Genomic DNA, 21,076 nt, shown 5'->3' with positions numbered 1-21,076 from the left:
GCTTGTGGTGATTATTATGATGAAAACCTAATTTGCAATGAAAAATCTTTTGATGTAGGTGTCAATTCTTTCGTTTTGATGGTGATTGCGACATTTCCAAGTTAGTCGTTCTGAAAGATTGATATTTTGCGATCGCAGAAGCGGTACATTATCAAATTTGCAATAGAAAATCTTTTGATTTGGTTGTCAATTCTTTTGCTTTAAGACTTATACAACTTTTTATCAGAATTAAAGCATGAGACGATTTAGCGGTCTTTATATTGCCACCAAAAACTTTTTGGGTCAATTATTTGTAACGAGAAAGACATTATTTTTTAACTTTTTATATTTCCTTTGAGAGATGACAAAGCGTTTGCTATGTAATTACTTTATAAAATATATTTTTTATGACATAAAATCCAGCAGTAAATACTTAGTATGAGAATAGAATGTTTTTTATGACAAAACAAACACAATATTATACGTAAAAATATACGTAGTTTTTCAATATAATTGTACTTCTTACGACAGATAACTCAGCATATTCTGCTATAGTTAGATACATGAGAAAGAATGTTAAGAGAAATTAAGCAAATAAGTTGATGAGTGAAATTTGTTCATTTAAGCGAGACCCAGCACTGCACATCGCGTTTATGTTGAAAATCAAACGACTCTACACTAGTACCGCAGTAAATCCAACTACCATCTCAATTAACCAGACAAATAAGGGCAATTCATGAATTGTCTCTACTCAAGCAACTGGTTAAAGGTAGGCAAACTTCTGCCACAATGTACTATAATAGTTCGCTAAATTCCTTGACGAGGGAAAAGTTAAAGGATAAAGAAAGATTTTTATCCTTTAACTTTTCCCAGTAGAAACCCAGTAATTTTAGGTTGGTGAACCATTTAGTTAGTTTTGATGCAGGGCTAATTTAAATTCAAAATATCTTTTCTACTTATAGATTAAGAGTTTTTAACTCTTGTCTAATAAGGTTTATTGACTAATCTGGATTTGATTTGTCTAAATTTTGTGTGGCTATAAAATGTTTAAATCAATAGTCAATTTTTTTAAACATTTAGTTTTTTTTTATAAAAATTTGGTTCAATAATTCACATTTTAGTGATATGATAAGTTTTGTTAAGATAAGTAGTAATATTTTTTAATTTACTAACTAATTTTATTTTTTAACAGCCGAACAGTACACCACAGATTTTAGTAAGTTATGACTATTAACTCATTAATGGGCATGGTGCTGATTGATTACCAGGAGAAAGTATGAATATGAATTCTGGCGAATATACACTAGCTAGATCAAATAATCAATGGGCACTACAACCAGAAATAGAGATGAAGTTTGCTCACTTCCTAATAAATCATGCTGTAGATGCTGCCTTCTGTTTAGGAGCAAACGCGCAGTTTCTTTACGTCAACGATGCCACTTGCCTGATGACTGAGTATTCCCGTGAGGAATTACTTTCTATGAGTCTGCATGATATAGATGTAGATTTTTCTCTGCACAATTGGTCAGATATTAACTCCCAGGGTTCCTTTACCTTTAAATCTCGCTATCGGACAAAAAGAGGTCGGATATTTCTGGTAGAAATATCTATGAATTATGTAAAACATCAAGATATGGAATTTGGCTGTGCCTTTGCTCGTGAGAAAACTGATGAAATAGTAGAATTAAGCGTCCAAAAGTGGACTCATGAATTAAGAGATGCCAAAGATAATTTGCAACAAGAATTTTCTCAAGTAAAGGCAAAAGAAGTAGAACTAGAAACATCTCTTTCTTTACTTCGTTCTACTCTTGAGTCTACTGCCATTGGTATTGTTGCAGTTAACTTTGAGGGAGATATTCTGAGCTTGAATCAGAAATTTGTGGATATGTGGCAGATCCCAGAGTCCCTAATACTATCTAAGAAATGTCCTCGATGCAAAGCCTTTTTTGAGAGCCAACTTAAAGATCCACAAACTTTTAGTCGGCTGATTTGGGAAGTGTCTAGCCAATCTGATTTTGAGAGTTATGATATTTTAGAGTTGAAAGATGGGAGAGTTTTCGCGCACTATTCTAAACCTCAATTGCTTGAGGGCAAAATTATTGGGAGAGTGTGGAGTATTTGGGACATTACTGAATCGAAACAGACTGAAGAAGCATTACGACTGAACGCAACTAGATTTCGGACTTTAGCAGAAACGACAGATGCCGGCACTTTTCTGATTCAAGGTACGCGGCTTTGCTACATAAATCCAGCAGTAGAGCAACTCACTGGCTATACAAAAGAGGAACTGCTAACAGGTTTCGATCTTCGTCGACTGATTAAGAGCAAAAAACGCAGGCAGGTACGCAATCAGGATGAAGCCGCTGACTTTGAATACCAAGAGATGAATATTTTAACAAAAAATGGCACGGAGCGCTGGCTAGCCTGTGCGGTTGCCAAGCTTGATGGAGTACTGGATTTTGGGGGAAACCAAGTGGAACTGATTGCAGGTATCGATATTACCGATTACAAATATGCAGAATTAGGTCTTAACCAAGCTTTAGAACAAGCCAAACAACTTAGCGACCTTAGAGCGCGTTTTCTTGCTATGGTTTGCCATCAATTCCGAACTCCGCTGAATATTGTTTCATTTTCTAATAGTTTACTTAAAGAAGAAGTAGACAAACGTACACAGAAGAAAATTCAACCATTACTCGATCACATTCAAAAAGCCACTGAGCAACTGAGCCTGATGTTGGATGATATTTTGTTCTTTTCTAAGGCAGAAGCAGCAAAATTAAACTTTGAACCAAAGCCGCTTGAGTTAGTTCAGTTTTGTCAGAATTTAGTTGCACAAATGCAGATGAGTAGTAGCCAAAATCCAATCAATTTTGTAAGTCAAGATAACTCTCTAACAGCCTATATAGATAAAAAACTGTTAGAGCCAATTTTGAAGAACTTGCTTGATAACGCGATTAAGTATTCTCGCTCGAATCTGGCAATTAATTTAGAACTATCTTGCCAAAACGAAAAAATAATTTTCCAGCTAAAAGATAGAGGGATCGGTATTTCAGTAGTAGATCAACAACGAATATTTGAGCCATTTTACCGTGGTAGTAATATCGATCATATACCTGGTACTGGACTAGGACTATCGATTCTTAAAACTCTTGTGGATTTACATCATGGTCAAGTTTCTGTAGAAAGTGAAGTTAATGTCGGCACTACGTTTACTGTAATGCTGCCATTAATCAAATCAGAATTTACCTGTTCCGAGTTATGAGTGTTGAAATGAAGATAGTTGTTCATTAAAAACTTAACAATCATAACTCTCGGAACGAGTTAATTAATTTCATTCCTACTTAGATACTCACCAAAGAGTCTAGTAATTAGCTTCTCCAAAAATTTATGGTAATAGAAAATGATGTACGAATCGTCAAAGAAAATTCTCGTTATTGAAGATGATAGCGTTACCCGCAATCTTTATTTAAAGGGTCTTGAGGCTAAAGGTTTTGATATGATAGGCGCTCAAAACGGTCGTGTTGGTATCCAACAGGCACAAAAGGATATACCCGACTTAGTAATTTGCGATATCACGATGCCTGATATGGATGGTTATAGCGTTTTAAGTACCCTACGCCAAGATCCTCTAACAGCAATTATTCCTTTCATTTTTCTGACTGGCAGTAGTACTAAAGCAGATGTTCGCAAAGCTATGGAATTGGGAGCAGATGATTATCTTACCAAACCCTCGACACTAGACGAATTGCTCAGAGCGATCGCTAGTCGCTTGGAAAAGCAAGCTACTCTCCAATACTGGTGCAATATTCAATTCGAGAAAGCTGCAAAATCAGTATTTACAGATAATACTACAGCGATCGCTTCTGGTGTTGCCGTCGCCTCTGATAGAGAAGTCAACATTTCTTCTAAGTCAATCTTTCCCTACATTCCGCAATTAAAAGAAGTTTTCGACTTTATCGAAGCTCATTATCATCAAGGAATTACTTTATGTGATGTGGCTGTTGCTGTTGGTTACTCACCTGCTTACTTAACTAACCGAGTAAAGGAGACAAGTGGAGAGACTGTAAACTGCTGGATTGTCAAACGCCGGATGGCGGAAGCTTGTTTTTTACTCCAAAATAATAATGAGACAGTCGAGAAGATAGCGAAAGCATTGGGCTATCAGGATGTGTCTCATTTCTCCCGCCAGTTTCGCCAACATCACGGTTTACCTCCCCAGGCTTGGCGCAAAGAGCATCAGCTTGTATCGCAAAAACAGGTTACACTTTGGTAAAAGTGGATTTGGCAGGAGGCAGGAGAAAAAAGTATTAATAAAAACTGAATTTATGGGTATAGCGCTACATTAATATAAAAAGATTTGTGTGGAGCGGAAAGTGCCACGAAACACAAGATGTCCTTGCTCCAATCCCACGCTTTTAAGCGTAGTTTCCTCCTGCCTTCTGCCCCCTGCCTCCTTATACAAATAGTTGTGTAAACTCATATATTAAATCCACCCTACCTTTACGTAGCATGGCTGGATCTAATCTTTCAGTAGTATTACAAGTCATCAAAATAACTAACCGTTGCTGCATTTGAATACCAGAGTCATCAATTACACTCTGATACAAAGTGCCATCTAGCAAACTCAAAATGTGTTCGGTTTTGTTATTGTATTGGGCTACCTCCGAAGCACGATTTTGCGCTAGATTATCAGCTTCGTTAATAACGATACAAATACGCTCTATGTAAGTCGGGGGGACAAAATTAGCGATCGCATCATGATCTAAAATAAAAATTACATACCCTAAAGGTACAAGAATTTCTTTTGCTACTGCCTGTGTCCAGACTGTTTTACCAGTACCTGGTTGTCCATGTACAACAACCGCTAGCTGGTTTTGATTTAAAATCGCTTGCTGTACAGAATCAGTAAAGTTTTGGATATCTGCGGGAAATGTCCGAATGTTAAATTGACTATGAACTTTGCCTACACGACTTTGATATCCACTCAGCATCACGGCTAAGTCGTAAGTTGCTTTGTTAATTAGTGGCGCGAGATTTTTCGCCATTAAACTATATTGTCGTCGCCCGCGATCGTAGGGATCAATTTGCAACCAAATGTCATACTTAGACCAGTAAGCGTAAACAGTATTAATAACGTCTAAGCGTTCCCAGCTAACAAATTTATCTATAGGAAAATAAAAGTCTCTTTCTGAGTAATACTGGGTAATAATATCAGGATTACCCAACACACCTAAAACTCGCAGTACAGTAATTTCTTGCAGTCGATTAAGAACATAATCAATGGGAATACTACTACGACTGACAAATTGGACAATAGGCGTTTCCGTACTCAAAACATCTTTGTAGCGATGATCTGGTGATTGAGGATCTGGCGTGATGTAATTCCAAAACTTTTCAACTTCGTAGCGGGTATTATCAGATACAACACTTAATAAATTAGCCCACCAAGCATAATTATTTCGTCCTAAAACATCAGCAACATTACTTGCCAAATTCAAACTTTTTTGACTTAATTCGCGGGAGTCACTGTACAATAGTTGCCACAAAAATCCCCAGTCTAACTCTCGATTAAACGGTCGCCAACCGCAAGCAAGTAAGCTTTGCCGAGTATTATTTGTAGGAGTGCCTTCATTGCTTCTAAAATAGTCAAAATCCATATTTATCGGTTATGCAGCGTTAATTAAGTTATTTTGTGTTAAGTAGGAAGTTTTGAAAATTTTTTCTCGTAATATCAACTAATTGCGTGCAAATGGTAACTTTATTTCCACTCTACTGCTGAGGAAGTCTTTTTAATTTAACTCATTACTATTGTAACATACTGTATTACAAAACAACTACTTGCGTCAACTTTTTTGACAAACCAATTGGTAAGTGAGTGTTTACTTTTAGCGATTGATGTACCTACACTGCCTATCCGTCTGTAGATGAGGACTTATGTTACGCCCGTAAAATCGTCCAGCAGAATTCCCTAGATCCCAAAAATAAAGTTTTCGCCCTTTTGTATTTATGACAAAAGGGCGAAAATTTTGCGGGATTTCCCTCTTCCTCAGCGTCTTCAGCGCCGATTCTCATGCTGATTGTGAAAGTGCAGTAGCCCATCGTACAGAGGCTCAACTGCGGGAATATTAACCTTGCAACCATATCAACAAGTAAAAACTCCATAGATGCTTGAACACTAAAGATAGCCATCTATGGTATAGAAATGTATAGAATCTTGTAAAGATATAAAATATAGTCGTTAAATGCACACATTTCTCGCTTCTTCCTCAATGCAGCTGTCTGTACCACCAAATCACTTTCAGCCTATGAAGATTGTCGCACTGGGGGACAGCTTAATTTATGGATTCGGCGACCCGGAAAAAGGAGGCTGGATTGAGCAACTACGGCGATGGTGGATGTTGCCAGATAGTGCCGGTCATATTCTTTATAATTTAGGGGTAAGAGGCGATCGCACCCAACAAGTAGCCCAAAGGCTAGAAGTTGAATTTCGCCACCGGGGTGAACTGCGAAATCGTGTTCCTGATTTGATTATTTTATCCGTAGGCGTGAATGACTCAGCACGGTTGGCGCGTCCCGATGGTCGAAGTTACACAGATTTTACATTATTTGAAAAAGAAATTGCGTCTCTGCTAGATTTAGCACAGCCACTATGTCCTGTGTTATTTGTGGGCATGGTGCCAGTGGATGAAGCCAAGATGCCATTTTTAGATTGTTTTTACTATAATCATGCCGACCAGTACCGCTACAAAGAAGCAACTCGAATTGCTTGCAGCAAACGGCAGATTCCCTATTTGGATATTTTTGAGCAATGGATGGAACGCGGTGAAACTTGGCGACTCAAACGCTTGAGTGAAGATGGACTTCATCCCAATACACTAGGTTATCAAGCTTTGTTAGAAGATGTAATCAATTGGGATGCCATACCTTCTCTACAAGACGCTACGCGAACAATGGACTTTGCCAATGCAGCTTACCATTCTAAATTTGATTATCACCTGAAACCCTCCTAATAATATAGATGTGTTGGTGCTTTGGGGCTAGCTAATATTATCGTATTTGCCATCCTCACAAAAAGCACCACAATCTTCCTGAATTTTTAATGAAGCGAGTCAAAATCTATCTATAAAAACTCTAATTTCTCTATATTATTCATTACTCCTAACTCCTAACTCCTAACTCAGCACTCCTATGACACCAACTTTATTAGGTCGCTGGCAAACTCGATTATTATTACTGGCAACTGTCGGCGTACTTGTATCTTTGCCATTTGCAATAGGTTGGATTGGCCCTGGTGCTAACTCAGTTTATTTTTGGATACTTGGTTATGTCGCCATCTTTGGTTTAGGTTGGGATGTGCTTTATGACTATCTGCAAAAATCTCGTTGGGATAGAGATTGGCCCGCAGCTTATCAGCTCTTGGCTGGTATATGGGAATTAATATTGATATTTTGTGGAGTCAAACTATTTGGCTTTTTACCAATACCTTTACCGAAGGAAGAACTTTCACTAGGAGCTTTTTTATTGCACTATAGCATCGTGTGGCTAGCAGTTTTTATTAGTTCCCAAAGCCTGATGAGAATTATCTTCCTTCGTTGGCGTTTTCGGGGCGGGGAGTGGTTGTAAAATCTCAAATTATCGAAACTAGTTTAATTAAAAATTACAGTAATTTTTAGGTAATTAAACCGTAGGTTAGGGAGACATATCATACGTGTCAACTTAAGCTGAAATATCCTGACTGCATGAGTTTTGCCCTCACCCCCAGCTCCTCTCCCATGTTGGGAGAGGGGAGCAAATTCTCCAGTTCCCCTTCTCCCAACATGGGAGAAGGGGTTAGAGGATGAGGGCAACCCTAGAACTCTTGCTAAACCTAACTTTTTGATGAAGTTGACACCTATGGATGCATATCTGTGCGTGACTACAGCCGATTTGTACTTCAAATAGATGAAAAGGGTTATAAATCGCAAATTAACAAATCATAAAAAATCATATATGGCGGTTTTAGTTGGGATGCAATATGTTGTATTGACGTACAGTTGTGTACGTTCCTAAGAACAAGATGACTTTGGAAACTAAAGCAACCCATTGCCTGTTGTATCTCATCAAATTAAAAACAGCTATCTTATGTTTACAAAATTGGCATTTGTGCTGATGTAGTAGTTATACAGCAGATTGCAACTTGGTTAGGTACAGATAATCGTAGGGGCACAACATGTTGTGCCCCTACATGTGTACTTCATTTACCTGAAATACGGTGTATATGAGTAAAACAGGACAAACTTTAGAGTCTAGGGAGATTCTTCAATGCAGAGACGCAAATTAAGGAAGTGCAATGTCAAATTTTGATTTGGTTATTCGGCTATTTCTACAACTCACAGTTATTTTAACTACTTGTCGCATTGTCACGATTTTAGGACGCCGCTATCTTGGTCAAACCGATGTTGTTTGCGAAATGATCGCAGGTGTAATGCTAGGTCCATCACTTTTAGGATTGATTGCACCAGATTTTCAGCAATGGTTGTTTCCTAAGCTTCCCATCATCACTGCTGTCGGACTCAAGATACCCAATCCATCGATGTCGATTTTATATGCTATCAGCCAGATTGGGTTAGTAATTTATATGTTTTTGATTGGTTTAGAGTTTAATACCAAACTCTTAAAACATCATATCAAAAGTGCAAGTTTGCTATCTGCGGCTGGGATTATCACTCCCTTTATTTTAGGAGCGATCGCATCTTTTTGGTTTTATCACAATGGCGATTTTTTTCAACCAAAAGTTATGCCTTGGTCAGCCGCTTTGTATCTGGGTGCGTCGATGACAATTACGGCTTTTCCGATGTTAGCTCGTATTCTTTACGAACGCGGTCTTGCACAAACTCGCTTCGGTACTTTGGCTTTAGGTGCAGCATCAGTAGATGATGCAGTTGCTTGGTGTTTGCTAGCGATTGTGCTTGCTAGCGTGAAAAATTCTCTAAGCATAGCCATATTAGCAATTGGTGGTGGCATTTGCTATGTGCTATTTGCGATTTTTCTCGGACAACCTCTACTGAAAGCGTTCACACGCATGACAAAACGCGAAGGTGTGAACAGACAAACCCTGACTTTAATGTTGATAATTTTGATGTTTTGTGCATGGTTTACAGATGTCACAGGCATCTATGCAATATTCGGTGCTTTTGTGCTGGGAGCAGTGACACCACGCGGAGAATTCGCCCAACAAATTCGCCAATATACAGAATTTTTAACTACTTCTTTTTTGTTACCGATCTTTTTTGTCTTCTCTGGATTAAACACTCAAATTGGATTGGTAAACACACCTACTTTGTGGGTAGTGACGCTGTTAATTATTGCGATCGCAATTCTCGGTAAAGGTGTCGCTTGTATGTTAGCTGCAAAATTAGCCGGGGAAAATTGGCGCGAATCTGCAACTATCGGCGCTTTAATGAATGCTCGTGGTTTGATGGAGTTAATCATCCTCAATATTGGTCTAGAACAAGGTATAATTACCCCAACTTTATTCACTATAATGGTTATTATGGCAGTCATTACTACCCTTATGGCATCACCACTGATTGCCTTTTTATTGCATGGTACAAGTTATGATAAATCTTTTAGTTAAGCAGATTTAAATATAAAATTAATTACCTAGCAATTGGGTAAAATTTTCTGCTTTAACTCTGGCTCTAGTAATCCTAAATAATTATATGAATAAAAATATCCCTGGCTTCTTCAATAAGTCGGGGATCGAAGCCACTAAGTGGAAAGCAAATCAAATAGGATTGCCATATAACCGCTAATTTGTTTGTAGTGGCGTTTAAGCACGCTACAAACTGACTACCGATTAACTAGTTTTCTTGCTATCGTCAATTCGGAAGTTATTCGAGATGTAGCTCTTAAAATCATCAGAATTGATGTTTCACGGCTGCAACTGCATCGTAACAATAATTAATATAATAACTAAGCACGAATTACTCTTGCTTGTATCTAACAAGCTTGACATTTCCCTGTCTTTTAAAGAATTATCTTAGGGAAACCAGATAGTTAATTTTGAGGAAATCATGCACATAGTTGTTCTCGTTCTGGTTGAGGTGCTGATTGTTATTGGACTTTCACGGCTCGTAGGGCTAGGATTCCGTTCTATTAAGCAACCGCTAGTAATTGGTGAAATTGTCGCCGGAATTATGCTCGGCCCATCTTTATTTGGTTTAGTTGCTCCCCATCTAGCAGTTACCTTGTTTCCACCAGAAACTTTTCCTTTTCTGAATGTTTTGTCTCAGGTGGGACTAATATTTTTCATGTTTCTGATTGGGCTAGAACTAAATCCCAAATACCTCGGCGGCCAATTAGAAGTAGCAGTTTTAACTTCTCATGTCAGCATTTTGGTGCCGTTTTCTCTAGGAACATTGCTAGCGGTAATACTTTATCCCCTAGCTTCTAATGCAAGTGTATCATTCACCGCCTTTGCTTTGTTTTTGGGGGCGGCGATGTCGATTACTGCCTTTCCAGTGTTGGCGCGAATCATTACTGAAAACAATTTACAAGGAACGCGTTTAGGAACTTTGGCGTTAACTTGTGCAGCAGTGGATGATGTCACAGCTTGGTGTCTCTTGGCAGTAGCGATCGCAGTTGCTCGAACTGGTGATTTTGCTGGTGCTGTACCTACAATTATCGCCAGTATAGTTTACATCGGCTTGATGTTGACAGCCGGTCGTTGGTTTCTTCAACGCCTTGCCAAACACTACCTCCGTGCGGGACGACTCAGCCAATTACTGCTAGCTGGGATTTATATGGGCGTGGTTGCGTCGGCACTAATCACCGAACTAATTGGGATTCACTTAATTTTTGGAGCATTTTTGCTGGGAGCAGCCATGCCCAAAAATGAAGATTTAGTACGGGAATTGGCAGTGAAAACGGAAGATTTTGTCCTAATTTTCTTGCTGCCAATATTTTTTGCCTACAGTGGTTTAAAAACGCAGATTGGCTTGCTCAACCGTCCCGAATTGTGGCTTTTGTGTGCGTTGGTTTTAGCAGTGGCGATCGCAGGCAAATATGTTGGTACTTATGTAGCAGCTCGTGTCAGTGGCATTAGTAAACGGGAAGCTTCGGCACTCGGTTGGTTAATGAATACTCGCGGTTTAACCGAACTGATAGTGCTAAACATTGGTTTAGAGTTAGGGGTAATTTCTCCGTTAATATTTACCATGCTGGTAATTATGGCATTGGTAACTACCTTCATGACCTCGCCACTACTGGAATGGACATATCCGAAAAAGCTGATCAGGTTAGATGTGGTGGAACCGGAGTTAGAAGCAGAAACAGCTACCAGCGCTACTGATGCCGAAACTTATATTCGTCCCTACCGAATTTTGGTGCCAGTGGCGAATCCGAGTACCCAAAAAGGCTTGTTACAGTTGGCAGCAAACATTGCCCTCAACTCCCGATATCCCGCTGTTGTTAACCCTCTGAGCCTGATTGAATTTGAAGAAGATTATGCCTTTGAAAGTACACCAGTTGAAGCAGACCGATTAATTGCCCTGCGTCGGCAGCAATTAGAAGAATTGATTAATACTCTCGAACCAGTAGAAACACGCTCTCATGTGCATCCCATCATTCGCATATCTAGTAATGTTGCACGGGAAACCGCACAGATTGCCGCACTCAAACAAGTTGATTTAATTCTTGTGGGATGGCATCGCCCAGCTTTTAGTAGCAACCGCTTAGGTGGAAGAGTTGGTCAAATGCTCACTACTGCGCCAGTCGATGTTGCAGTGTTTGTGGACAGGGGAAGCGATCGCTTAGAAAGCTTGTTAGTGCCTTATTCGGCAAACATTCATGATGATTTGGCATTAACACTAGCTCTGAGACTGCTAATTAACCGTGAGACTTGTCTGTTACAGGTTTTGCAGGTTGTACCCGAAAATCAGCTCAAGCATGAATTGAGTTACGAGTTAAATACGATGATGCAGCAATTACCGAGTAGTGTACGCGATCGCATCGAAATCAAAATTGTCCAAGCTCCAAATCCAATCCAAGCTGTAGTCGAAGCCTCAAAAAATGTAGACCTGACAATTGCAGGTACTAGCCGCACTTGGGGTATTGAGCGTCAAACTTTGGGAAGATATACAGATCAACTAGCCATTCAATGTTCCTCTTCCCTGCTGATCACCCGCCGTTACAGTCAAGTCACCGCTCATCTGGCTTCCATGCTTCCTGATGTTAGTAGTCAAGAACCAACATTGAGGAGTTGAAAACATGAATCATTTCAACTTCAAATCTTTAGCTTTTTACGGAGTAGCAATAAGTTCAGTGCTAGTGTTGTTTAAAACTGTCAGTGTTTACGGAGAAAACAATCTCAAGGCTCCTCCTCCAGTTAACGGTCGCTATCGTCTAACCCTAGCTGAAAATTTGCCTAACTGTGAAAAATCGGATACCCTGACGTTAAACATTGAGCAGTCAGGTATTTACTTAAATGCCTCTGTATTACCGGCAAACGCTAAAGCCGACACTGACGAAAAGCACTCTCTGGCAGGCATCTTCAGAAATCAACAATTAAATTTATCTGGGAAAGTTGGTAGATCAATCCTTTGTAATATTCCTCGCCCCCAAAACGATCCTCTAACCTCAGTCACAATTCAAATGCAACTTGTGGATAAAGGTAACATGACAGGTCAATTAACCGTAAATGGTATTCCACAAACTCTGAAATTTACTGCTGTGCCTCAAAAAGCTAATTGAATTGGGGAGTGGGTAGAGACGCGATTCATCGCGTCTACGGAATTGGAAGCGCGAAGTAAACAGCAATGTGAGCGCATTGTATGGGTTTTATGGAGCAAATAAACAGAATGGATCAGGGACTAAAGACTAAGCAATTTTATCAATGGGGCAAGCAGTTATTTAGCATCAGTATATTAAGCTTTTATGCAGCGATCGCCCTCGAAACTTGCACTACTGCTGCTACACCAGCGGCAAAGCTAAATAATTGGCGTTTTTCTCCCAAGACACAGCAACTCGAAATCACCCTCTCAGCAGGCACAACCCCTCGTTATTTCTACTTGGCACAACCCTCTCGTCTAGTTGTAGATTTACCGAATACTAAGTTGGGCAAAGTTACCACACAACAAAATTATTCTGGAGCAATCAAAAGCATTCGCATTTCTCAACTGAACGCAAACGATACACGTATTGTTTTAGATTTAGCAGCAGGGACTGTTTTTAATCCCAAAAAGGTACAACTGCAACCCGTTTCTCGAAAAAACTCCACTCGCTGGGTGCTACGTCCGGTTATTTCTGGTAAAACTACTGCCGTAAAACCAGGAAAGTCCGCACCTTCAGCCAAGAAACAACCTCAAACACTCCAAAAACCGCCTAGTAACCCATCCGTAACTACTAATCCACAATCGCCCTTACTCACAGTTCCGCCTCCATCCAATGAACTGCCCTCAACAATTACTACTAACTCAGGGCAGCCTTTTGTCACCGTACCTCCTTTAAATCCAAATACATCCTCTACCTCTCAACAACCTGCTTCGATTCTTCCCCCTCCTTCTTTCCCAAATCAACCCGATAATTTAAATAACATTCCTCCTTTGGGAATGTCGGAATTTCCTGTTCCAACAATCCCCAATGCTCCCGATCCCCAGATCATTGAGTTTGGTCAACCTTTACCCAAAACTAAATAAAAATAGGGAATTGGGCATGGACAAGAGGCAGAGGTGCAGAGGGGCAGAGGGGCGGAGGGGAAAGAAAGACTTACTGCTGCCCTGCTCCCCAGCGATCGCATCTTCAAAATCAGATCGCTCGTACTCAGCACTCCTGAAGGGGATGGGGCATGGGAAATCGAACCAATGCCCCATTTGCTATGCGCTATGCCCTAATAAATGAATTATTTTTTTCCAACTAACTCCTTTACCTTGTTGATGATGCCGACTGGATCGATACCTTGATATGGGTATTGTTCCCACAAACCGCCGCAACCTTCTTTATAAGTTCCAAGATGGGCATATTTGGGAGTCAACCCCCGCTCTAGTAGCCAAGAGCCGAAACGGCTGCCTAAGCCAGTGCGACGGTTGAAGGGTTCTACTACAAGCACAAAAGGAGCATTACCAACTTTGGTAATTATTTCTTCATCAATAGTGTTTAAAGTTGGTTTGTTAATTAAACCAACGTCTAACCCTTCTTGCTTAAGACGCTCTACAGCATCAACGGCACGGTAGAGAGCATCGCCAAAACTGATAATGTAGCCTTGTGTCCCTTCTCGTATAACCTCATCTTTACCAGGAACAAATTTGTAGCCACTTCCAAAGAAGTCATTGCCGTTGCTGTCCTTAATGTTGGGCACTTTGGAACGGGTGGAGAAAATAAACCGCAGTCCAGGCTCAAAAAACACAGCTTCTACACAAGCTGTCATTTGATTATTATCTGCCGGGAAGTACAACTGTGTCGGGTAGCCATCATCCAAGCCATTGTCGGCAAACATATTGTTCAAACCAAAGTGGCAGCTGTTATCTGCCATGTCATCTATACCCGCATGGGAAAAATGACACAGAACATTGGAATAGTTCAGCCGTGCCATTGTGATTTCTGAGATGCACATTTCTAAGAAGGCGCTGAAAGTCGCAAAAATACCTTGCTTGCCCTTGTCCATGCCGAATCCGGCCATAGCAGAGAAGTTGCTCCGTTCCATAATGCCGGAGGAAATAAATATTTCTGGGTATGTTTCATGAATTATCTTCAAACCGCAGGAGCCTTCTAGGTCGCTATCAATAACCTTGACTTTTTCTTTACGCTCCGCCTCACTCATGCGACTGAGGACACCCACCACGGCTTCACCAAACACACTACGGTTAGCGCCCCATTTGTCACCAGAACCCAGAAACGTATATGTTTGTTTGGGTTTCTCAATACTTTTAAGGTATTCGACAGCCGCAGTTTGTCCGCGAGATTCTAGATACTTAACTGCTAAATCTACAGGAATTACATCATGACCATGAATGGAACCTTCTAAACCTTCAATACCAGGACACATCGGGCGTTTATTGATTAGAGCGATCGCTCCGGGAGTATTCACAGCTTCGCTCAGGCGACGGTATAAATCGTCTAAGTCTTCCCCGTCTCCCTGAAGAACCTTCAAACCGTGACCTTCTAAGGTTTTGGCGACACTAAAACCAGGTAAATATTTAGAAGGATGTCCGGCGATCGTGACATCATTGTCATCAATGAGCAGCTTGACGTTGAGATGTTGAGCAACAGCCAAGCGAGCAGCTTCGGCATCATTGCCTTCTTGCTGCGATCCATCAGAACCGAGACAGAAAACAGCCTTGCCTGGATTCGCTATTGCTACACCATTGATGTAAGGCCAAATATGACCCAGGCGGCCAGAACTAAATTTCACACCAGGAGTTAGTTTTAGTTCCGGGTGTCCCGGTAAATTGGAATGTGCTTGCCGATAACGTAAAAGTTGCTCGGCAGGTAAATCACCATGCAATGTTGCCATCAGATATTGAGTGGCAACTCGATGTCCTGCCTCATCAAAGAAAATCGGTACAAATTGCTCCGATGCTCCCCGGAAAAAGGCATCGAGGATCATCACTTCTGGCACTGTATCGTATGGCCCACCAGTATGACCGCCGACTCCACTAGCAGCACCAGTCGCTGTAAAAAAGACGATCGCATCCCGGCAGAGTTGAATATTCGCTTTGAGAGTCTCTCGCTGTTCAGCAGTGAGGCTGGAATTTGCGGGATTGAGCGCTAAAGGTTTGTAAGCACCGAGATCAATTGGAAATTGGGTATTCATAATAGTCATGGTTTATTGATTGAATAAAAAACAATTTGAACAAACGGGACACATGAGCGCACTAAAAAAAATTGTTAAAACCCTCATTGGGCAACAATTATTCAAACATTTCCCAAGCTCAAGTCAAGCACTTGGAACCGTTGTGGAACCATGTGATTTCATCAAATGCCAAAATCAATACATTCAATTGTGCGTGAATGTGCTTGAATTCAATTGAAGTTACGGATTACCGTACAAAAACTTGCATATCAATAAGTATAAACTCACAAACACGCAATTTCAAGTCCAAAAACGCAATTTCAGGAAAATTAATTATGCTAACTGCTGAACGACGACAATTCATCTTAGAAATTCTGCGTCGTGATAAAAAGGTACTTTCGACAGAACTTAGTGCTGTTCTCAAGGTTTCTGAGGATACGATTCGGCGGGACTTACGAGAACTGGCAGAAACCGGACTATTGCAACGCGTTCATGGAGGAGCGCTCCTTAAATCTCCAGCCACCGCCAGTTATGCCGATCGCCAAAAGCAAGCGCCAAAAGAAAAGGAAGCGATCGCTCGGACAGCAGCAAAATTAGTTTGTACAGGACAGGTGGTGATTTTAGACGGAGGTACAACAACTCTTCAAGTAACCCGTCATTTGCCCCTAGATTTGCACGCAACAGTGATCACAAATAGTCCACCAATCGCCGTTGCTTTAGCAGAACATCCCCATATAGAGGTTGTGATGTTAGGTGGACAACTCTACAAAAAAGCCTTAGTGAACGTGGGTACTGTCACAATTGAGACATTACGGATGATTCGTGCAGATTTGTGCATGTTGGGAGTTTGCAGTTTGCATCCAGAAGTTGGGATTAGTGTACCTAATCTAGACGAAGCCCACGTCAAACGAGCGATGATTGCTGGATCGGCTGAGGTAGTAGGATTAGTGACAGCAGAAAAATTAGACACAGCTGCTCCTTATCTAGTGGAGTCTATTCATGCCCTGACTTACTTAGTAACTGCACCAACAGTATCTAATAATATGCTGAGTGCCTACAAAGCTTTAGGTTTAACAATTATACGTGATGAGTACGAATGATCTGATGAAGGCAGATGCGATCGCAGGGGAGCAGGGGAGCAGGGGAGTAAGAAAGATGTTGCAGTAAGTCTTTCCCCTCTGCCCCTCCGCACCTCTGCACCTCTGCCTCTTGTCCATGCCCCATGCCCAAATCTAAAATCTATCCGTTTCTTGAGGTGTTCCAACTGCTCCCGGTTGAGCGGTGAAGAAGTTTTGAGCAGCTTCATTCTGATATATACATCTAATATCAGGTTTGTCACTGTCCAAGTTACCTGTGAAACCAAAGGTGTTCAGACGATTTTTGCAATCTCTAACCTGATCGGATGTCACCAGCTTGCGTTGCTCTAAAAGCGCCCAGTTATTTTGTCGGATCACACATCCAGGACGCATACTAGGCTGGGCAACATAGACATTGAAGGGGTTGAGAGTGACGAACAGTCTAGCGTCCATCACCATTGCGCTGGCTCCGTACTGCACACAAATTTCAGGGTTTGGTGCTTTGGTGTCTATAAATTCACGGGAAGCTACATTTGATGGAGCCAATGTGGTTGTAGAACTAAAAGCAATGCCAATCCCAATTCCCAAAATCAACACCCCTCCCATAATTGCGATGGTGGTGAAGTTAAATAGAGGGGATTGGAAAATAGAGGGTTTAGAAGTAGTAGCCGATCTACCAGTAGATTTACGTCTCATTGTTGCTTAATCACCTTCACGCCAATTTGGGAGGGAGTGGTCTAAAGTTTTTTCTCCCTCTTTCAGTATGCCTATTCTTGACTGTAATTGCCTGTGATTTTCTCTGCGATCTTCTTGTTAAATGAGAAAAATACTAGTTTATCTAGATATTGGGACAAAATTTTAATACTTTTAATTGTTATCAGATATAGCTAATTTAGTTTTCACAATTAATCTAGTCAGAATGCTTAAACTATCTAACTTTTGTTGTTAATTTTCAATTTTTAGGATGAGATATTTTTGTTACCCCTAGCAATTGATGTGTAAAACAATGTAAATTAACACTTAATGAAATTTTAATAAGTAATTGAAAGCACGTGACATCTCAAAGAGCGCTACCTTCGGGCAAGAGGTTCAAAACTTCGCAACTTCAAATCTTCCTGGCTGATAGTCTGACTATTTTTTGGGGAGATTGGTTAGATTTACGCGTGAGAATCTTACCAGTTGCTGCATCAGGCTTAATATCGCCACTGATATATATTTTAGCTTTTGGCTTGGGTTTGGGTAGTTCCATCAAACCCGGTTCAGGAATTAGTGGTAACTATGACAACTATTTGGAATTTATATTACCGGGAATGGTGGCGCTGTCGTCGATGACAGTTAGCTTTGCTGGAACGACATTTTCAATTTGTGGAGACAGACTATTTACCAAAACCTTTGAGGAACTATTGTTAACTCCCATACATCCCTTAGCATTGTACATCGGTAAAATGCTGGCGGGAGTCGTGCGGGGTTTGATGACTTCCGGTTCCGTGATTTTGGTAGCGCTGCTGTTGACAGGAAACTGGAATTTTCTCAACCCACTATTTTTACTGTTAGTGGCGCTGAATTGTGCGGTATTTGCTGGATTAGGGGTGATTGTAGGGTTGAGTGTGCGATCGCTCGAATCAGTCGGACTTTACAATAATTTTATCATTATCCCCATGTCCTTCTTAGGAGCGACTTTCTTTGACCCTGCTACACTACCGGCGGCTCTCAAAGTTTTAGTTTACCTGCTGCCACTAACCTACGCCAGCATTGGATTGCGTGCAGTTGCCCATCTACCCTTGTCTCAGTTTCCTTGGTACAGTGTACCGATTTTGCTGGTAGTTGCGATCGCTCTTGCTCTGTGGGGTGGTTATAAATTTGCTCATCAACAAGATTAAAGCCTTTATTACAACCTGTGCTTTAACTGTTGAATTTTCTGTAAAACTTTTTCCCGATGCTGCGTCAGCTTGATCCATCGGGGTAGGCGACTAACCATTTCATCTCAAACCTGCTATGTAGCATCCCGTTAAGACAGCAATGAACCATAGTTCATTAAGAGTCAGGATAATTACTTATGATTCACATTTTGTCTAATCTGTCAATGCATAAGTTCTAATTTAGATTTTTTATAAAGATTGCGTGAAATTACTAGTTATCGTGATAAAGCATTACAAGAATTGCTTTATAAATCAACCTATGAGTAGATATCAACTCAGTGAGCAAGCACACATTGACCACTATTTATCTAGAAGGTAGATAGCAGTTGAAAAGTGGGTTTTTGCTGTTTGATTTAAACCATGCGGTATAGCACTCTGTTAATCAATATCCAAAGGACACAAATATGACTAGAATTGCCACAAAAATAGCCTTGTCTGTTCTCGGAGCAGCAGGAATTAGTTTTTTGTCATGGACACCAGCAAGAGCCGTCATCTTTGTAGAACCCATTGTGACGACTAAAAATCAAGATGTACTCGACGCAAAAAAACCAAGAACTCTTACAGACTATCTACCAGGGCAAGTAATAGAATATGGTGTTCCAGATGTAGCTAATAACTTTCTAAATGCCACTGGTTACGATATAAACAGCTTGGTCTTTGATTTAAAAACGCTGTCCTATAGTAATCCGAATTCTACTCCACCATTTGAGAATGAACCAGTGCAATGGGGAGATGTTAATGGAGATGGGAAGATTGGTAACTCTGCTAACCCCGATCTAAAGGATATTTTTACAGACATTAACATTGCTGGTAGTACTATCACTTTCAGTGGTGGCGTCATCCCAAATGGAACTCTGTTTTACAATCCATTCGCTACCCTGCCTAATCTAGCGCCAGGTGCTGGAATCATTCTGCCAATTCCAGCAGAGCAGGAAGATAAAGATGGGCCGATCAGAGTGGCTGCTTATTACACCGCTGTTCCTGAATCAACTAACATTTTGGGTGTACTGGCCTTTGGCGCTTTAGGCGTAGCTTTAAAACTAAAGCGATCGCTCTGTTAAGGGGAGCAGGGGAGCAAGGGAGCAAGGGAGAAGTGGCAGTAAGTTTTTCCCCTCTGCCCCTCTGCACCTCTGCTTCTTCTCCATGCCCCATGCCCAATGCCCAATGCCCTCATTCTGTAATTAACTCACGATACACTGTCATTGTTTCCTGATGGACGCGGGCAACACTCAGCCTCTCTAGGTTTTTCTTTGCCCGCTGCTTCCACTCTTGTAGCATCTCGGAATTACTCAGTAATTGCACTAAAACCCCAGCTAAAGCATGACTATCTTTTACTGGCACCAAAAGACCTGCTCGCCCGTTGTCTAAAGCTTCAGGAATCCCGTCTACCTGAGTACCGACGATCGCAGTTCCAGTTTCTCTAGCTTCCGAAAGTACCAAAGGGCAAGGGTCACGGTGGGAAGCCAGCACAAATATGTCACAAGATATCAAATAGCGTTGAGGTTCCGGTTGGAAGCCTTCAAAATGAATGCGTTCTTTTACAGAAGTTGCTTGTGCCTGTGCCTCAAATAGCTGTTTATCAGGGCCATTTCCTATCAAATAAAGATGGGCTTGGGGAAAATCTGAGGCAATTTGTTCAAAGGCAGCAATTAACTCAGCAATTCCCTTGCGTTGATACATTCCGGCTACAGTGGCGATCGCTGGATGCTGTAATGGTAAAGGTTGATAATCTTGTATCTGTCGGGTGCGGGGACTGCCTAAAGTGCCGTTACATACCACCCGCAACTTGTTTTCTTGAATACCACGCCTAATCATAGAATCACGTACAGCCTGACTGACAGCAATTACTCTGTCAGCTAAACCCATCAGCAGGCTGGCACGCTGAAATTCGTTGTGGACTGTAGAAACTAAAACATATTTGTTTCCTTTAAAAATACGTGCTAATATTACCCCTGTCATCATGTGGGCATGAACAATATCCGGCTGAAATTCAGCTGCGATCGCTCGGTAACGTATAGCTGCTTTAATCGTATTTATCGGTTCCCGGCTTTGATCTAGGTGGTAATGTTTGACACCACAAATATCTAGTAAAGCCTCGTATTCACCACCAGCAGAAACAACCGCTACCTGATAACCAGATTTTGCCTGTAGACAAGCCAGATCCACGGCTACATTCACAATACCGTTACCTATTTCTTGAACGTGGTTCAAAATATGTATGATTCGCATAATCTTTGAGATGTGTATAAAAAATAAAGATAAGTAACTGGGTATAAATCAACAGAATTATTGAGATATTCACTGACAACTCAAAACTAGTCAGTAGTTCGTAA

The 21,076-nt window shown here is 40.9% G+C and carries 15 protein-coding genes; 11 read left to right on the top strand and 4 right to left on the bottom strand.

Translation table 11 applies throughout. The features are described 5' to 3' along the window. Nucleotides 1–1,261 precede the first annotated feature (1,261 nt). Together HWQ40_RS18205 and HWQ40_RS18200 are read left to right on the top strand one after the other, a co-directional pair. The gene (locus HWQ40_RS18205) at nucleotides 1,262–3,241 is read left to right on the top strand and encodes a scytonemin biosynthesis sensor histidine kinase (protein WP_292780179.1); all 1,980 of its coding nucleotides are present in this window, start codon (nucleotides 1,262–1,264) and stop codon (nucleotides 3,239–3,241) included. A 138-nt stretch (nucleotides 3,242–3,379) separates the two neighbouring features. Beyond that, nucleotides 3,380–4,252, top strand: coding sequence for a response regulator transcription factor (locus tag HWQ40_RS18200; protein ID WP_292780102.1), 873 nt, complete (start codon nucleotides 3,380–3,382; stop codon nucleotides 4,250–4,252). 181 nt (nucleotides 4,253–4,433) lie between these two features. On the opposite strand, the gene HWQ40_RS18195 is transcribed toward HWQ40_RS18200, so the two are convergent. Then, nucleotides 4,434–5,636: an AAA family ATPase gene (locus tag HWQ40_RS18195; protein WP_292780100.1), complete on the bottom strand. Its 1,203-nt coding sequence runs from the start codon at nucleotides 5,634–5,636 to the stop codon at nucleotides 4,434–4,436. 585 nt (nucleotides 5,637–6,221) lie between these two features. On the opposite strand from HWQ40_RS18195, the gene HWQ40_RS18190 reads away from it, so the two are divergent. The 6 genes from HWQ40_RS18190 to HWQ40_RS18165 all read left to right on the top strand — a co-directional run bounded on the left by HWQ40_RS18190 (nucleotide 6,222) and on the right by HWQ40_RS18165 (nucleotide 13,655). Then, nucleotides 6,222–6,989, top strand: a complete 768-nt coding sequence (locus tag HWQ40_RS18190; RefSeq protein WP_292780099.1) for a GDSL-type esterase/lipase family protein — start codon at nucleotides 6,222–6,224, stop codon at nucleotides 6,987–6,989. Between the two features lie 178 nt (nucleotides 6,990–7,167). Continuing rightward, nucleotides 7,168–7,602 (top strand): hypothetical protein, encoded by a 435-nt coding sequence (locus HWQ40_RS18185; protein ID WP_292780097.1) that lies wholly within the window; start codon nucleotides 7,168–7,170, stop codon nucleotides 7,600–7,602. Nucleotides 7,603–8,308: 706 nt separating this feature from the next. Next, nucleotides 8,309–9,595, top strand: a complete 1,287-nt coding sequence (locus tag HWQ40_RS18180) for a cation:proton antiporter (protein ID WP_292780095.1) — start codon at nucleotides 8,309–8,311, stop codon at nucleotides 9,593–9,595. A gap of 439 nt (nucleotides 9,596–10,034) precedes the next feature. Then, complete coding sequence (locus HWQ40_RS18175; protein WP_292780093.1) at nucleotides 10,035–12,224, top strand: cation:proton antiporter; 2,190 nt, start codon at nucleotides 10,035–10,037, stop codon at nucleotides 12,222–12,224. 4 nt (nucleotides 12,225–12,228) lie between these two features. Next, entirely contained in the window at nucleotides 12,229–12,711 is a 483-nt protein-coding gene (locus HWQ40_RS18170) for a hypothetical protein (RefSeq protein ID WP_292780092.1), read from the top strand. A gap of 107 nt (nucleotides 12,712–12,818) precedes the next feature. Then, a complete protein-coding gene (locus tag HWQ40_RS18165; RefSeq protein WP_292780090.1) occupies nucleotides 12,819–13,655 on the top strand; it encodes an AMIN domain-containing protein in 837 nt (278 codons plus the stop codon). A gap of 203 nt (nucleotides 13,656–13,858) precedes the next feature. Here HWQ40_RS18165 and HWQ40_RS18160 read toward each other — a convergent pair whose 3' ends face one another. Further along, nucleotides 13,859–15,778 (bottom strand): transketolase C-terminal domain-containing protein, encoded by a 1,920-nt coding sequence (locus HWQ40_RS18160; protein ID WP_292780088.1) that lies wholly within the window; start codon nucleotides 15,776–15,778, stop codon nucleotides 13,859–13,861. Between the two features lie 305 nt (nucleotides 15,779–16,083). Here HWQ40_RS18160 and HWQ40_RS18155 point away from each other — a divergent pair, with 305 nt between their 5' ends. Further along, complete coding sequence (locus HWQ40_RS18155) at nucleotides 16,084–16,848, top strand: DeoR/GlpR family DNA-binding transcription regulator (protein ID WP_104906232.1); 765 nt, start codon at nucleotides 16,084–16,086, stop codon at nucleotides 16,846–16,848. Between the two features lie 132 nt (nucleotides 16,849–16,980). Here the strand turns inward: HWQ40_RS18155 and HWQ40_RS18150 are convergent, their stop codons facing one another. Continuing rightward, nucleotides 16,981–17,520, bottom strand: a complete 540-nt coding sequence (locus HWQ40_RS18150) for a DUF3172 domain-containing protein (RefSeq protein ID WP_292780086.1) — start codon at nucleotides 17,518–17,520, stop codon at nucleotides 16,981–16,983. A 356-nt stretch (nucleotides 17,521–17,876) separates the two neighbouring features. On the opposite strand from HWQ40_RS18150, the gene HWQ40_RS18145 reads away from it, so the two are divergent. After that, entirely contained in the window at nucleotides 17,877–18,704 is an 828-nt protein-coding gene (locus tag HWQ40_RS18145; RefSeq protein ID WP_292780084.1) for an ABC transporter permease, read from the top strand. A gap of 443 nt (nucleotides 18,705–19,147) precedes the next feature. Beyond that, nucleotides 19,148–19,804 carry a hypothetical protein gene (locus HWQ40_RS18140; protein WP_292780083.1) on the top strand — a complete coding sequence of 219 codons (657 nt, stop codon included), beginning with the start codon at nucleotides 19,148–19,150 and terminating at the stop codon, nucleotides 19,802–19,804. Nucleotides 19,805–19,913: 109 nt separating this feature from the next. Here HWQ40_RS18140 and HWQ40_RS18135 read toward each other — a convergent pair whose 3' ends face one another. Beyond that, complete coding sequence (locus tag HWQ40_RS18135) at nucleotides 19,914–20,972, bottom strand: glycosyltransferase (RefSeq protein WP_292780082.1); 1,059 nt, start codon at nucleotides 20,970–20,972, stop codon at nucleotides 19,914–19,916. Between the last annotated feature and the right edge of the window lie 104 nt (nucleotides 20,973–21,076).

It is taken from the genome of Nostoc sp. NMS9 (genome assembly GCF_017114995.1).
GTDB lineage: Bacteria > Cyanobacteriota > Cyanobacteriia > Cyanobacteriales > Nostocaceae > Nostoc.
Note: the sequence above shows the minus strand (reverse complement) of the source record. Positions and strands in the feature narration are given on the sequence as shown.

Excerpts from the sequence above, each read along its gene's own strand:
- HWQ40_RS18135 (WP_292780082.1), bottom strand. The coding sequence starts at position 20,972 with ATGCGAATCATACATATTTTGAACCACGTTCAAGAAATAGGTAACGGT.
- HWQ40_RS18195 (WP_292780100.1), bottom strand. The coding sequence starts at position 5,636 with ATGGATTTTGACTATTTTAGAAGCAATGAAGGCACTCCTACAAATAAT.
- HWQ40_RS18160 (WP_292780088.1), bottom strand. The coding sequence starts at position 15,778 with ATGACTATTATGAATACCCAATTTCCAATTGATCTCGGTGCTTACAAA.
- HWQ40_RS18155 (WP_104906232.1), top strand. The coding sequence starts at position 16,084 with ATGCTAACTGCTGAACGACGACAATTCATCTTAGAAATTCTGCGTCGT.
- HWQ40_RS18150 (WP_292780086.1), bottom strand. The coding sequence starts at position 17,520 with ATGAGACGTAAATCTACTGGTAGATCGGCTACTACTTCTAAACCCTCT.
- HWQ40_RS18165 (WP_292780090.1), top strand. The coding sequence starts at position 12,819 with ATGGATCAGGGACTAAAGACTAAGCAATTTTATCAATGGGGCAAGCAG.
- HWQ40_RS18170 (WP_292780092.1), top strand. The coding sequence starts at position 12,229 with ATGAATCATTTCAACTTCAAATCTTTAGCTTTTTACGGAGTAGCAATA.
- HWQ40_RS18200 (WP_292780102.1), top strand. The coding sequence starts at position 3,380 with ATGATGTACGAATCGTCAAAGAAAATTCTCGTTATTGAAGATGATAGC.
- HWQ40_RS18140 (WP_292780083.1), top strand. The coding sequence starts at position 19,148 with ATGACTAGAATTGCCACAAAAATAGCCTTGTCTGTTCTCGGAGCAGCA.
- HWQ40_RS18190 (WP_292780099.1), top strand. The coding sequence starts at position 6,222 with ATGCACACATTTCTCGCTTCTTCCTCAATGCAGCTGTCTGTACCACCA.
- HWQ40_RS18205 (WP_292780179.1), top strand. The coding sequence starts at position 1,262 with ATGAATTCTGGCGAATATACACTAGCTAGATCAAATAATCAATGGGCA.
- HWQ40_RS18185 (WP_292780097.1), top strand. The coding sequence starts at position 7,168 with ATGACACCAACTTTATTAGGTCGCTGGCAAACTCGATTATTATTACTG.
- HWQ40_RS18175 (WP_292780093.1), top strand. The coding sequence starts at position 10,035 with ATGCACATAGTTGTTCTCGTTCTGGTTGAGGTGCTGATTGTTATTGGA.
- HWQ40_RS18180 (WP_292780095.1), top strand. The coding sequence starts at position 8,309 with ATGTCAAATTTTGATTTGGTTATTCGGCTATTTCTACAACTCACAGTT.